Genomic DNA, 13959 nt, shown 5'->3' on the forward strand with positions numbered 1-13959 from the left:
TTTCTGTCGATCATTAGTTTTCAGCGGTCTGCCTGGCCTCGTCGTTGGCCGGCGCCTGCTGTTTCTTTTTCTTTTGTAGCTCCGCCAGGGCTTCTCGGCACCGGGCTTCCGCTGTGTCTATTTCCATCTCTGCCTGGGCAATGTCGTTCTTCTGCTGTTCCAGCATGGCTTTGCGACCGTCCAGGATCTCCAGCATTTTCAGGAGCTGTTTTTCGTTACCGGTGAGGGTTTCATCCCACAAGTCAAACAGCTCCCGGGTTTCCGCCAGGGTGAAGCCCATGCGCTTGCCGCGAAGGATCAACTTCAGACGCACGCGATCCTTGGTGCTGAAAATACGGGTCTGTCCGCGTCGGCGCGGCTTCAGCAGCCCCTGATCCTCATAGAAGCGGATGCTTCGCGTTGTGACATCGAACTCCTGTGAGAGCTCGCTGATGCTGAACGTTCTTTTTTCGACCATTGCGATTTCCTTTTTCGACTTAGGTTAGATAAAGTTTACGTAAACGTAAAGCAGTTTTCTGGTCCGATTTTAAACAAACAGAATTCCGAAAAGGGGAGTGAACGATGGATTTCAAAAATGTACCGGCCATTGTAACAGGCGGCGCTTCCGGGCTGGGCGAGGGTGCAGCCCGCGCGCTGGCAGCTTCCGGATGCAAGGTGGCAATCCTGGATTTGCAGAAAGAGCAGGGCCGCAAAGTGGCCGAGGACATCGGCGGGATTTTCCTCGAGTGTGATGTGAGCTCCCCCGATAGCGCGGAAGCTGCCATCAGTGCTGCCCGCGAGGCCCATGGTCCCTGCGGCATTGCCGTGAATTGTGCCGGTATTGCCACGGCTTCCAAGATTCTGGGCCGCGAAGGTGTGATGCCGCTGGAGAACTTCAGCAAGGTTATTCAGGTCAACCTGATTGGCACCTTTAACATTCTGCGTCTGGCCGCGGCGGATATGGCCCAGCGTGAGCCCAATGCCGATGGTGAGCGCGGCGTAATCATCAACACGGCTTCCGTGGCGGCTTATGAAGGTCAGATTGGCCAGGCGGCCTACAGTGCCTCCAAGGGCGGTGTGGTATCGCTTACCCTTCAGTCAGCCCGTGAGCTGGCTCGCGAGGGCATCCGTGTAAATACGATTGCACCTGGCCTGTTCATGACACCCATGATGGCGGGTATGCCCGAGGAAGTTCAGGAAAGCCTGGCAGCCACGCTGCCGTTCCCGAAGCGTCTCGGCAAGCCGGAAGAGTTCGGCATGATGGTTGACCAGATGGTGCGCAACCCGATTCTCAACGGCGAAGTGATTCGCCTGGACTGCGCGCTCCGCATGGCGCCCAAGTGAAGCATTCAATTGCAGGAGACATACATGACCGTGTCTGTTGATAAAGAAGAACTGGCGATGTTCCGGGATTCCGTAATCAAGGTCCTGGAAAAAGAAGTGACGCCGCACTACGAAGCCTGGGAAAAATCCGGTCTGGTGCCCCGCGAACTCTGGAACACCCTGGGCAACGCCGGCATGCTTTGTGTGGATGTGCCTGAAGAGTGGGGCGGCATTGGTGCCCCCTTCCAGTTCTCCGTCGTTGTGGGCGAAGAACTGGCCCGCATGGGATTCGGCGCACTGTCCACCAACGTGATGGTGCATTCCGACATAGTGGCGCCTTACCTGAGCCACATGGGCAATGAAGAACAGCGTCAGCAATGGCTGCCAAAACTGGTCTCCGGCGAAGCCGTGGGTGCCATCGCCATGACCGAACCCGGTGCCGGCAGCGACCTGCAAGCGATTCGCACCAGCGCCGTGAAAGATGGCGACGAGTACATTCTGAACGGCTCCAAGACCTTCATCACTAACGGCCAGCACGCCGATATGGTGATCGTTGCCGCGAAAACCGACCCGAAGGCCGGCGCCCGCGGCATCAGCCTGTTCCTGGTGGACACCTCGCTGCCGGGCTTCAGCAAAGGTCGCAACCTCGACAAGATCGGCCAGCACTCCGGGGATACCTCCGAGCTGTTCTTCTCCGATATGCGCATCCCGGCCTCCGCGCTTCTTGGCGAAGAAGGGCAGGGTTTTGTGTATCTGATGAAGGAACTGCCCCGGGAACGCCTGGTGATCGGTGCTCTCGGCGTAGCCGCCGCCCGTGGTTCCCTGGACCTGACCATCGCCTACGCCCAGGAGCGGGAACTGTTCGGCCAGAAACTGGCCCAACTGCAAAACACCCGCTTTGAAATCGCTCGCATGGAAACCGACTACCGGGTCAACAAGGCCTTCGTGGACCAGTGCATCGACCAGTACGACCTGGGCGAACTGGACGCGCCAACCGCCTCCATGGCCAAGTACAGCGCCACTGAAATGCAGTGCCGCGTGGCCGATGGCTGCCTGCAGCTGTTTGGCGGTTACGGTTACACCACCGAATACCCGATTTCCCGGGCCTTTATCGACGCGCGGGTGCAGCGGATTTATGGCGGCACCTCGGAAGTCATGAAAGAAATTATTGCCCGGTCGGTACTGGGTAAAGCCTGATAAAGGCAGACGAACTCACAATCTGAAGGCCGGGTGCCAGATGCCTTTCAGGGACTGTCTGCAGCATGGATGCTGCAGTCAAGCGTACATGGACGTATTCACAGCGTGTCCCTGAAAGGCGCCTGGCACTTGGCCCAGCACCAAATTAGAGGGCATTTAACATGAATGGTAACGACGTAGTAATCGCAGGCTCAGCAAGAACCCCGATGGGCGGCATGATGGGCTCCCTCAGCTCCGTGCGCTCTCCAGACCTGGGCGCCATCTCCATCAAGGCCGCCATCGAACGCTCCGGCCTACAGCCGGCGGACGTGCAGGAAGTGATCATGGGCTGTGTACTTCCCGCAGGCCTCGGCCAGGCCCCGGCCCGCCAGGCTTCTCGTGCCTCTGGTATTCCCGACAGCTCCGGTTGCACCACCATCAACAAGATGTGCGGCTCCGGCATGCAGGCCGTGATCATGGCCCACGACCAGATCAAGGCCGGCACCAACAACATCATGATTGCTGGCGGCATGGAAAACATGAGCCAGGCACCCTACCTGCTGCCCAAGGCCCGTGGCGGTATGCGCATGGGCCACGGACAGGTGATGGACAGCATGTTCCTGGACGGCCTGGAAGACGCCTACGAAGGCGGCCTGATGGGTGTATTTGCCCAGCGTACCGCGGACAAGTACGACATCAGCCGTCAGGCCATGGACGAATTTGCCATCGGCTCCCTGCAGAAATCCCTGGCGGCGATTGAAAACGGCTGGTTCCGTGACGAGATTGTTCCGGTAACTGTTTCCGGTCGCGGCGGCGACACCGAAGTCGACACCGACGAGCAGCCGGGCAATGCCAAGCCGGAGAAAATCCCGCACCTGAAGCCGGCCTTCGCCAAAGACGGTTCCGTGACTGCGGCCAACTCCAGCTCCATCAGCGACGGTGCCTCCGCCCTTGTTCTGGCCTCCGCCGCCGAAGCCGACGCCCGTGGCCTCGTTCCCCAGGCCCGAATCGTGGCTCACGCCACCCACGCCCGCCTGCCAGCGGAGTTCACCCTGGCGCCCATCGGCTCTATCGAGAAGGTGCTCAAGAAAGCTGGCTGGAGCGTCGACGACGTGGACCTGTTCGAAATCAACGAAGCTTTCGCGGTGGTTACCCTGGCGGCCATGAACGAGCTGAAGCTCCCGGCTGAAAAGGTCAACGTCCACGGCGGCGCCTGTGCCCTGGGGCACCCGATCGGTTCTTCCGGTTCGCGGATTATCGTTACCCTGATTAATGCTCTGAAGCAGCGTGGGCTGAAGCGTGGTGTGGCTTCGCTGTGTATTGGTGGTGGCGAGGGCACTGCGGTTGCTATCGAGTTGATCTGATTTGGTGGAGTTGTCCTCGTTGTAGCCTGCCTGTTTAGGGGCGGGCTTGCGGGGTGGCCGGTGGAGTTTTTCTTGGAAAAAGAACTCGCTTCGCTCAGACACCTTTTTCCGGCGAAAAATCCACCGGCCACCCCGCGCCGAGATACCCATGAGGTATCGCGAAATACAAATTCCCTTCTTCTCTCTTCCGAGAACCCAATCCCTTAGTCCGAAGGACGGTGGTGGGGGGTACCTTTTCTGGCGGGAAAAAATGTCTGAGCGAAGCGAGTTGTTTTTCCCAGAAGAAAAGGTACCCCCCATCGCCGGCCAGCCCCAAGGCTTGAGTTCTAGACTTCCCAGAAAGCCTGACTTGATATCAGTCATGCGGCCCAACTCATGATTTGCTAGCCTTCAATGCATTGAAATTCCCCGGCATTGGAGAAGGAAACCCCGTGCGAAAGCGCCACGAGTTTATCGAGGAATCCCGCAAACAGTGGAGTTCCGAGCCTGCGTTTGTGGCCTCCATGGCGGCCGCGGCAGTGGGGCTGGGGAACCTGTGGCGGTTTCCTTACATGGTGGGGGAGAACGGCGGTGGCGCTTTTGTGGTCGCTTACCTGTTGGCGCTGATTGTGGTGGTTCTGCCCATCATGATTCTGGAAGTGTCCGCCGGGCGGCTCTCCAAGGGCAGTACCGTTCAGACTTACCGGCAGGTGAACCGCTTCGGCGTGGTCTATGGCTGGTTTGTGGTTCTGATCACCATGGCCATTACCAGTTACTATCTGGTGATTACCGGCTGGACCCTGGGCTATGCAGTGGATGCCGCAACGGACGATCTCCGGGTGTTCGGGGATTTTACCGCCGGGTATAACTCGCTCTGGTACTTCTTCGCCGTGACCGTGCTGGGCGCCATCATCCTGGCCAAGGATGTGACAGCCATTGAGCTGATGTCGAAGATCCTGATGCCGGTATTGATCATTGTGATGATTGGGCTGGTGGTCTTCGCCAGCCGAACGCCCGGCTGGGAGCCGACCAAGGATTTCTTTTTTCAGGTGGATTGGAGCCGGCTGGCGGATGGCAAGCTTTGGGCATTCGCCTTCGGTCAGGCGTTCTACACGTTGGCGATTGGCCAGGGCTATCTGGTGACCTACGGTAGTTTTATCCCCCGGCAGACTCATGTTCCCAGGGCCTGTCTGATTGTCGCAGGCACGGAGACCAGCGTGGCATTGTTGGCAGGCTGGATGATCTTTCCGTTTGTGTTCAGCCTTGGCATGGAGCCCACGGAAGGCAGCCAACTTGCGTTCGTGACCATGCCCCGGGTGTTCGAGGACATGGTTGGTGGCTACTGGGTGGGCACGCTGTTTTTCAGCCTGTTCTTTATGGCGGCGTTCAGCTCCAGTCTGGCCGGTTTGAAGGTGATGATTGCTGCGGTGGCGGAGGAGTTCCGGCTGAGCAATGGCCGGGCGGTCAGTCTCGTCACCCTGGTCATGCTGGTGCTGGGTACAGCATCGGCGCTGAGTTTCACACCGCTGGAGTGGAACATTGCCGGGGAGCCGGTGCTGGATGTGATCGACCGGGTGGCCGGCGGCAATGTGATTATCTTCTCAGGGGTCCTGGGCGCGGCCATGTTCTGCTGGTTTATACCTCCGGAGAAGATCCGGACGGTGCTGGGCACCGAGAGCCGCTGGTGGGAATGGCGGATGTACCTGGTTGGCCGCTATCTGCCGCTGGTAATGCTGCTATGGATCGCGGTGACTTACGCTTTGAACCAGATGGGCATTACTCAGGCCTGACCTGAAATTCGCGGGGTTCGATCTTCAGTTTTTTCAGGCGCGAGGTCAGGGTGGTGGGTTTTATGCCAAGCATGGCCGCTGCGCCATCTTCGCCGAAGACCCGGCCACTGCTCATGGTGAGGGCCCGGGTCAGGTTCTGTTTCTCCAACTCCCGTAACTCCTGTTCCGTCATCAATTCGCCGCTGTAATGTCTCGCGGGGGGCGTTGTTGTGTTTATACGGGCGGTGGAATCCGGCCCGGGCAGGTCAAGGTCCAGTCGGCCGTCTGAAGTGATCACCTGGCGCTCGATCACGTTCTCCAGCTCCCGCACATTGCCCGGCCAATGATAGGCCTTCAGGGTTTCCACATCCCTCTCTCGCAGCGCCAGGGTGGGGCGGTTGAACTTCTGGCAGGCCCGGTTCAGAAATTCCTGAGCCAGGATGGGGATGTCTTCCAGACGACGGCGCAAGGGAACGGACTCGATGGGAAACACGTTCAGGCGGAAATACAGATCCTCCCGGAAGGTTTTCTGCTGCACTTCGGCTTTCAGGTCGCGGTTGGTGGCGGCGATAACGCGCACGTCCACGGCCCGGGTGCGGTTTTCCCCCACCCGCTCGAATTGCTGATCCTGAAGCACGCGGAGCAGTTTGCCCTGCAGCTCCAACGGGATTTCGCCCACTTCATCCAGGAACAGGGTGCCGCCGTCGGCCAGCTCGAACCGGCCGACGCGGTCGCTGACGGCACCGGTGAAGGCTCCTTTGATGTGGCCGAAAAATTCGCTCTCGAACAGATCCTTGGGGATGGCCGCACAGTTCACCCGGATCAGGGGGCGATCCCGCCGGCTGCTGGATTGGTGAATGGCCCGGGCGATCAGTTCTTTGCCCGTGCCGGATTCACCGGTGATCAGCACGTTGGCATCGGTGGGCGCCACCATGCCAATCCGGCGCACGATGGCCTTGATGGCGTCGCTCTGGCCGAAGATCTCGTGGAAGTGGTACTCGGCGCTCAATTCTTCCTGCAAATAGGCGTTTTCCATTTCCAGGCGGCGCTTGAGGGTCTCCACCTCTTCCAGTGCCTTGTGCAATTCGTTCTGGGCTTCCTGGCGGGCGGAGATATCCCGGAACACCACCACAGCACCCACCGGATGGCCGTTGTCGAGAATGGGTGTGCTGGTGTATTCCACCGGAAAGCCACTGCCATCCTTACGCCAGAACCAGTCCTCGCCAACGCGCTTCACGCTGGCATCGCGGAAGGCCGCGTATATGGGGCAGTCCTTCAGTGGGTACAGGCTGCCGTCCGCGTGGGAATGATGCACCACGCGGTGCAGTACCCGGCCCATCAGTTCGTCAATTCGCCAACCCAGCATGCGCTCTGCGGCGGGGTTCGCGAAGGTGCCTCGACCCTCGGCATCCACCCCGTAGATGCCTTCCCCGACGGCATGCAGGATCAACTGGTTTTCTCTCTCCATGTCTTTGAACAGCTCCTCCACCCGTCGCCACTCGAGCAGGCCGCCCCGGTGGTAGTGGTTGGCATCGTGGCGTTCCCGGAGGGTGCGTAATTGGCGCCGGTCTCTCAGCAGAAGAAGTATGTTCTGGGATTCCGCCTCGCCGACCCGGGACGAGGAGATTTCGAGTTCCACAGTGTGGCCGTCCCGATGCTGCAGGAAGAAATCGCGGCTCCAGCCGTGACTGCGAAACAGAGTCTCTTCGGTAAAGGCGATCAGTTGTGGGCGCTGGTCTGTGAACAGATGGGTGCAGGGTGTCCCCGTTAGTGATTGACGGTCCGTGCCGATCATCCGGCCCATGGCGCTGTTGGCTGACAGAATCAGATCCCGCGCAGCGTCCACCAGCAGGGCCGCTTCCGGGAGATGATCGATCCAGTTGCCGGTTATTTCAGGGCTGATGATGGCTTCGTTATTCATGGTGGCTTCCCGAGTCAGTCTGTCGGAGAAGAATCAATCCCCGTGCCAACTACGAATATTCGCAGTCGACGCTACGAAAAATCGTTAATTACGAAATATCGTAGCTCGATTGTTTGCTGGCTTCTGAATATTGGGCATTTAAAAACAAAGGGTTAAAAAAATTTCTGCACTTGGCACAAACCCTGCGATACCTCCTTCAGAACGCGCAGCCGGCCTGCCCCTGTTTTGACCGTCGGGCCCGAGTCGCATTTTTGTTGCACCACAAGAGTGCAGAAATAACCAGTAAATCACGCTAAACGCAGGAGAGTGCCCCATGACCACGAAAAGCCTCGGAAATCCTTTTGATGGTGACAAATCCCTGATTCACGCAAAGACCTGCGGCTGCCCTGAGTGCAAGCCGGGTGACAGCGCCCCGTCTATTTCCCTTGATCTCAAGCCTTCTGCCGGCCAGCAGGCAGTGGCGGACGAGCGTCTGGACTCGGAAGCGATGATGGACCGTGCCATTGAAGGCGCCGTCGTGCGCTCGGTGTTTGGTCACAATGAGCACAGTCGCCGCAGCTTCATGAAGATGATGGGAGCGGGCACCGCAGCGGCCGTTCTGGGCAGCGTGTTCCCTATGGAAAAGGCCAAGGCCGCGGTCAAGGAATCCCTCGGCAAGCTTGAAAAAACCAAGCTGAACGTCGGCTTTGTACCCATTACCTGCGCCACGCCAATCATTATGGCTCACCCCATGGGTTTCTATGAGCGCTACGGACTGGATGTCACCGTGACCAAAACCGCCGGCTGGGCGGTGGCTCGCGATAAGTCACTGGCGGGCGAATACGACGCTTCCCACATGCTGACTCCCATGCCACTGGCGATGACCATGGGCGCCGGCTCCACACCGGAGCCATATATCATGCCCGCGGTTGAAAACATCAACGGCCAGGCGATCGTCCTGCACGTGGACCACAAGGACAAGCGCGATCCCAAGCAGTGGAAGGGCTTCAAGTTCGGGGTGCCGTTCGAGTACTCCATGCACAACTTCCTGTTGCGCTACTACCTGGCCGAGAATGGCGTCGACCCGGACAAAGACGTGCAAATCCGTGTGGTACCGCCACCTGAAATGGTTGCTAACCTGCGCGCCGGTAACCTCGACGGTTACCTCTCCCCGGACCCTTTCAACCAGCGTGCGGTTTGGGAGAAAGTGGGCTTTATCCACATGCTGACCAAAGATATCTGGGAAGGCCACCCGTGCTGCGCCTTTGCCTGCAGCCAGCAGTTCGCCACCGAAAACCCGAACACCTATGGCGCTCTGCTTCGCGCCATCATCGACGCGACCCAGTACTCCAACAATCCGGATAACCGCAAGGAAATCTCCGAAGCCATTGCGCCCAAGAACTACCTGAACCAGCCGGTGCCAGTGATCCAGCAGGTGCTGACTGGTTACTACGCGGATGGCCTTGGCGAGGTGAAAGACGTTCCGGACCGTATTGATTTCGATCCGTTCCCCTGGCACTCCATGGGCGTCTGGATTCTCACCCAGATGAAGCGCTGGGGTTATATCGAAGGTGATGTGGACTACAAGGCCATCGCCGAGCAGGTGTACCTGGCCAGTGAGACCGGAAAACTGATGGAAGAAATGGGTTACTCCGCACCGGATAAAACCTACAAGACCCACACCATCATGGGTAAAACCTTCGATCCGGATAGCGCCGAAGAGTACACCCGCAGCTTCGCGATCGGGAGGGTGTAATCATGGCCTCCCTGAACGTCCGGGCAGCACTGCTGTCGGTGTCGTTCCTGATTCTGGCCCTGGGGCTCTGGGAGATGGCAACCCAGCCCCCGGAGGCCCAGACCGGAATGACCGAATACGAAATGCTGATGGGTGGCGCGGATCAGGAATCCCGTGTGCCGCCACCCTCGGCGGTGATCAAGCTGGCCTGGGCAGAGCTGTCCAATCCGTTCTATGACGCCGGCGCCAACGACAAGGGTATCGGTATCCAGTTGGCCTACTCGGTATACCGGGTGCTGACCGGGTATCTGGCGGCCATGGCCATCGCACTGCCCATTGGCTTCCTGATCGGTATGTCGCCGCTGATGTACAAGGCCTTGAACCCTTACATCCAGGTGCTGCGACCGATCTCACCGCTGGCCTGGATGCCCCTGGCCCTGTTCATCATCCAGGACTCCGACGCCTCGGCGATCTTCGTGATCTTTATCTGCTCGATCTGGCCGATGCTGCTGAACACGGCCTTCGGCGTGGCCAACGTACGGCAGGACTGGGTGAACGTGGCCCGTACCCACGAGCTTAGCCCGATCAAGACCGCGCTTACGGTCATTCTGCCGGCCGCCGCTCCCACCATCCTGACCGGCATGCGCATCTCCATCGGCATCGCCTGGCTGGTGATCGTCGCCGCGGAAATGCTCGTGGGCGGCACTGGCATTGGCTACTACGTGTGGAACGAATGGAACAACCTGGATCTAGCGAGTGTGATCTTCTCCATCCTGATGATCGGGGTGGTGGGCATGCTGCTCGACCTGGCCCTGGGCAAGGCCCAGAAACTGGTGGAATACAAAGAATGAGCGGTCCGGCACCGGCTTCCGGTGCCGGCCTCAACCCTCCGAATGGAGACCTGTTATGAGTAAATCATTCCTGGAAGTAGATGGCCTGTCCAAGGTGTACCCGGACGGCCAGGGCGGTGAGTTGACCGTCTTCGAGGATATCCGCTTTGCCCTGGAGAAAGGTGAGTTTGTTTGCATCATCGGCCACTCCGGCTGCGGCAAATCCACCATCCTGAACGTGCTGGCAGGCCTCGACGAAGCCAGCGCCGGCAACGTGGTGATGAACGGCAAGGAAATCAAAGGCCCCGGCCTTGAGCGCGGCGTTGTGTTCCAGAACTACAGCCTGCTGCCCTGGAAAACCACCCTCAACAACATCGTGTTCGCAGTGAAAGCCCGCTGGCCTGAGTGGTCAAAAGAGAAAGTGAAGGAACATAGCGAGCGCTACCTGAAAATGGTGGGCCTGGACCATGCCCTGAACCGCAAGCCGTCCCAGCTGTCCGGCGGTATGCGCCAGCGGGTGAGTATCGCCCGGGCCTTCGCCACCCAGCCGGAACTCCTGCTGCTGGACGAGCCTTTCGGCGCGCTGGATGCGCTCACCCGTGGCGTGATCCAGGACGAACTGGTGAAAATCTGGGAAGAAACCCGCCAGACCGTGTTCATGATCACCCACGACGTGGACGAAGCCATTCTGCTCTCCGACCGCATCTTCCTGATGTCCAACGGCCCCAACGCCCGCATCGCCGAAAGCGTGAAAGTGGACATCCCGCACCCGCGGGCCCGGGCCACCATCTTCCAGAACCCGGCCTACCACAAGACCCGGGATTACCTGGTGGACTTCCTGGTCAACCGCAGCGGCTCGGCCCTGCCGGAAAAAGACGGCAGCCCGAAAGTTGCCGAGCCTGCCAAGGGCGTTAGCCAATCAACGCCCGAGGTGTCCAAAACCGAATCCGAAACCACCGCCCGCGCGGTGAATGCCTGACGTTACAACCCAAGAGAGGAAAACAGCCATGATGAACAAAGAACTGATGACCGCAAAAATCCTGGAAGCCAAAGTGTCCAAGGGCATGACCTGGGAAGCCATCGCCGAAGCCATCGGCATGTCCCCGGTGTTCACCACCTCGGCAGCCCTGGGCATGAACAGCCTCAGTGAAGACAAGGCCTTTGCCCTGTGCGAAACCCTGGGCCTGGAAAAGCCGGTGGCCGAAGCTCTGCAGGTGTGCCCGAAAAAAGCCTGGGATGGTGCCGTGCCCCAGGATCCGCTGATTTACCGTCTGTATGAGGTGGTCGGCGTTTACGGCGATACCATGAAAGAACTCATCCACGAGAAGTTCGGTGACGGCATCATGAGTGCCATCGATTTCACCATGGACATCGAGAAGGAGGAGAATCCGAAGGGCGACCGTGTTGTCGTGACTATGAACGGGAAGTTCCTGCCTTATAAGGCCTGGTAAACGTTCGAACGGAAGCTTCGGAGTGGGCCCGTCTTTGTAGCCTGTTGGTAGAGGGGCGGGCTTGCGGGGTGGCAGGTGGATTTCTCTTGGAAAAAGCAACTCGCTTCGCTCAGACATCTTTTTCCGGCGAAAAATCCACCTGCCACCCCCGTACCTGCCCGCCAGACCTCAGGCTACAAAAAGACCCTGCCCGCGAAACCTCAGGCTACGAAAAGACTATGCCCCCAGAGCCTTAGGCCGATCGAGACCGGGCCACAGACCCAGCCGCCAGGGCAACCTCAGCAACTGTATGCAGCTTCTCCAGTTGCGACTGCAACATGGCAATCGGCCGCGTGCCCTCCAACGTCAGCGCGATATCCAGATGCTGGCCGGCGGTTTCTACGGCCATGGTGGCGATCCGGAACCCGCGGATGCGGACCACCTGGCAGAGCCGCTCCAGGGCGGCGGCTTCGTGGGTCATTCGGCAGTTGATGGTGTAGCTGGGCGTTGATGGCTTGTTTTGCGGGTTCATGCAACTTGCTCCTTGCTGGCTTTGGCGGTTCGGGCGGTTTCGTCGATCATGTCGGTGTTGCTGGCACCGGGTTTGACGATGGGCCAGACGTTTTCTTCCCGGCTGATGGCTACGTGCAGCAGCATCGGGCCGTTGTAGGCCAGGATGGTTTCGATGCCGCGGCGGATCTGGTCGGTGCGTTCGATGTGCAGGGCCGGGATGTCGAAGGCCCGGGCCATGGCGACGAAGTCAGGATTGTCGTCCAGGTTTATCTGGCTTTCCCGGTTGTTGTAGAACAGCTCCTGCTGCTGGCGGACCATGCCCAGACACTGGTTGTCCATCACGATCAGTTTTACCGGCAGGTTGTAGCGGCGGATGGTGGCCAGTTCCTGGGCGTTCATCATGAACGAGCCGTCGCCGGTTACGTTGATCACCGTGCTTTTAGGGTCGGCGAACTGCGCGCCGATGGCCGCGGGCAGGCCGAAGCCCATGGTGCCCAGGCCGCCGCTGGTGAGGTGGTGGCGTGGGTGATCGAAATCGTAGTGCTGGGCCACCCACATCTGGTGTTGGCCAACATCGCAGGCAATTATGGTGTCGTCTGGAGCGATCCGGGAGAGCTGGCGAATGAAGGCCGGGCCTGTGATCGGCGCCAGGGGCTCTTCGTTGTCAGCCGCGTGGAATCCACCGGTGGTGTACCAGGTGCGGCACTGTTTTCGCCACTCTTTGATGGCCAGTGGCTCTGCCCGCAATGCCTCCGTCAGTGACGTCAGGATTTCGTTCAGGTCGCCCCGGATGGCCAGATCGGCATCACGCAGCTTGTTGATTTCAGCCGCGTCAGCGTCAATGTGAATCAATTTTGCGTTGGGGGCAAAGCCGTCGAGTTTACCAGTGGCGCGGTCGTCCAGGCGGGCACCGATGACCAGCAGCAGGTCGCACTCGTCGACGGCCTTGTTGGCGGCCCGGGAGCCATGCATGCCCAGCATGCCGAGGTTGTAGGGGTTGTGTTTGCCGGGGTTGCCAATGCCTTTCAGCGTGACAACCGCCGGCAGGGCTGAGGATTCGGCAAAGGCCCGGAAGGTCTCCTCGGCATGGGCCAGGCTGATACCGCCACCACTGTAGAGCAGGGGCTTATGAGCGGCGCGCAACATCGCCAGGGCTTCCTTCAGGTCTGGCGAAGTTGGCTCACAGGGCTGGGCCTGGGGGAAGGGGGCATCGGCCACGTCGCTCAGCAACAGGTCCTTGGGGATATCAATCCAGACCGGGCCGGGTCGACCGCTCTGGGCTAAATCGATTGCCTCTTCCATGATGGCAGGCAGGCTGTCGGCATCGTCGATCAGGTAGCTGTGTTTAACGATGCCCAGGGTCATGCCCAGTACGTCGGTTTCCTGAAAGGCGTCGGTGCCAATCAAGCCGGACGGTACCTGGCCGGTGATGACCAGCATGGGAATGGAATCACGGTGGGCGTTGGCAACGCCGGTGATCAGGTTGGTGGCACCGGGGCCAGAGGTGGCAATGCAGACGCCCAGCTTGCCGCTGGCCCGGGCGTAGCCATCGGCCGCCAGGGCACAGCCCTGTTCGTGGCGGCACAGCACGTGTTCCACGCCCACATCGTCCACCAGCGCGTCGTATAGCGGCATGATGCAGCCGCCCGGGTAACCGAAAACCGTGCTGATGTGGTGGCGGTGGAACGCTTCAAGAATGTGCTGTGCGCCGTTCATGGTCGTTTTTCCCTTTTCTTTTGCCGTAAAAAAAGAAACCCCCGGGACCTTTCGGTGCCGGGGGTTTCTGGTGTTTTGTCAGGTTTGTCGCTATCTCACCCGCTTGTCCACGCAGAAGCCCCCGGACGGTACCACGACCACCAGGACAAGCTTCACAAGGACAATCACTGCGTTGAGATTCATAAAATCGACAGTCTGCTCTGAATTCGTAAAAAGATTCTGTGTAGAATCTACCCCACGTTTTC

Annotated in this window: 12 protein-coding genes; 8 read left to right on the forward strand and 4 right to left on the reverse strand. The window is 59.4% G+C overall.

Features of this window, described 5'->3' with window-relative positions; all coding sequences use genetic code 11:
• Window positions 1-13: 13 nt before the first annotated feature.
• Window positions 14-457, reverse strand: a complete 444-nt coding sequence (locus tag NUW46_RS06535) for a MerR family transcriptional regulator (protein ID WP_069183908.1) — start codon at window positions 455-457, stop codon at window positions 14-16.
• A 104-nt stretch (window positions 458-561) separates the two neighbouring features.
• Between NUW46_RS06535 and NUW46_RS06540 the strand changes: the two genes are divergently transcribed.
• From NUW46_RS06540 to NUW46_RS06555, 4 genes are all read left to right on the forward strand, one after another.
• Entirely contained in the window at window positions 562-1323 is a 762-nt protein-coding gene (locus tag NUW46_RS06540; RefSeq protein ID WP_069183907.1) for a 3-hydroxyacyl-CoA dehydrogenase, read from the forward strand.
• A gap of 24 nt (window positions 1324-1347) precedes the next feature.
• Window positions 1348-2499 (forward strand): acyl-CoA dehydrogenase family protein, encoded by a 1152-nt coding sequence (locus NUW46_RS06545; protein ID WP_014576486.1) that lies wholly within the window; start codon window positions 1348-1350, stop codon window positions 2497-2499.
• A 161-nt stretch (window positions 2500-2660) separates the two neighbouring features.
• Complete coding sequence (locus tag NUW46_RS06550; protein WP_069183906.1) at window positions 2661-3842, forward strand: thiolase family protein; 1182 nt, start codon at window positions 2661-2663, stop codon at window positions 3840-3842.
• A gap of 431 nt (window positions 3843-4273) precedes the next feature.
• A complete protein-coding gene (locus NUW46_RS06555) occupies window positions 4274-5611 on the forward strand; it encodes a sodium-dependent transporter (protein WP_418141697.1) in 1338 nt (445 codons plus the stop codon).
• Here the strand turns inward: NUW46_RS06555 and NUW46_RS06560 are convergent.
• Window positions 5598-7511 carry a sigma 54-interacting transcriptional regulator gene (locus NUW46_RS06560; protein WP_305967010.1) on the reverse strand — a complete coding sequence of 638 codons (1914 nt, stop codon included), beginning with the start codon at window positions 7509-7511 and terminating at the stop codon, window positions 5598-5600. The two genes, NUW46_RS06555 and NUW46_RS06560, sit on opposite strands and share 14 nt — an antisense overlap.
• 313 nt (window positions 7512-7824) lie before the next feature.
• Between NUW46_RS06560 and NUW46_RS06565 the strand changes: the two genes are divergently transcribed.
• Genes NUW46_RS06565 through cynS form a run of 4 tightly spaced genes read left to right on the forward strand, consistent with a single transcriptional unit; the run spans window position 7825 to window position 11506 of the window.
• Window positions 7825-9246 carry an ABC transporter substrate-binding protein gene (locus NUW46_RS06565; protein WP_418141698.1) on the forward strand — a complete coding sequence of 474 codons (1422 nt, stop codon included), beginning with the start codon at window positions 7825-7827 and terminating at the stop codon, window positions 9244-9246.
• A gap of 2 nt (window positions 9247-9248) precedes the next feature.
• Window positions 9249-10076, forward strand: coding sequence for a nitrate ABC transporter permease (ntrB, locus tag NUW46_RS06570; RefSeq protein WP_069183902.1), 828 nt, complete (start codon window positions 9249-9251; stop codon window positions 10074-10076).
• Window positions 10077-10131: 55 nt separating this feature from the next.
• Window positions 10132-11034: an ABC transporter ATP-binding protein gene (locus NUW46_RS06575; RefSeq protein ID WP_069183901.1), complete on the forward strand. Its 903-nt coding sequence runs from the start codon at window positions 10132-10134 to the stop codon at window positions 11032-11034.
• Between the two features lie 28 nt (window positions 11035-11062).
• Window positions 11063-11506: a cyanase gene (gene cynS / locus NUW46_RS06580; protein WP_069183900.1), complete on the forward strand. Its 444-nt coding sequence runs from the start codon at window positions 11063-11065 to the stop codon at window positions 11504-11506.
• A 232-nt stretch (window positions 11507-11738) separates the two neighbouring features.
• Here cynS and NUW46_RS06585 read toward each other — a convergent pair whose 3' ends face one another.
• Window positions 11739-12017, reverse strand: coding sequence for an ACT domain-containing protein (locus tag NUW46_RS06585; RefSeq protein WP_418141699.1), 279 nt, complete (start codon window positions 12015-12017; stop codon window positions 11739-11741).
• Window positions 12014-13714, reverse strand: coding sequence for an acetolactate synthase 2 catalytic subunit (gene ilvG / locus NUW46_RS06590; protein WP_418141700.1), 1701 nt, complete (start codon window positions 13712-13714; stop codon window positions 12014-12016). Before ilvG ends, NUW46_RS06585 begins: the two co-directional genes overlap by 4 nt.
• Window positions 13715-13959: the final 245 nt, after the last annotated feature.

It is taken from the genome of Marinobacter sp. MA (assembly GCF_048298425.1).
In the GTDB taxonomy this organism is placed as follows: Bacteria; Pseudomonadota; Gammaproteobacteria; order Pseudomonadales; family Oleiphilaceae; genus Marinobacter; species Marinobacter salsuginis.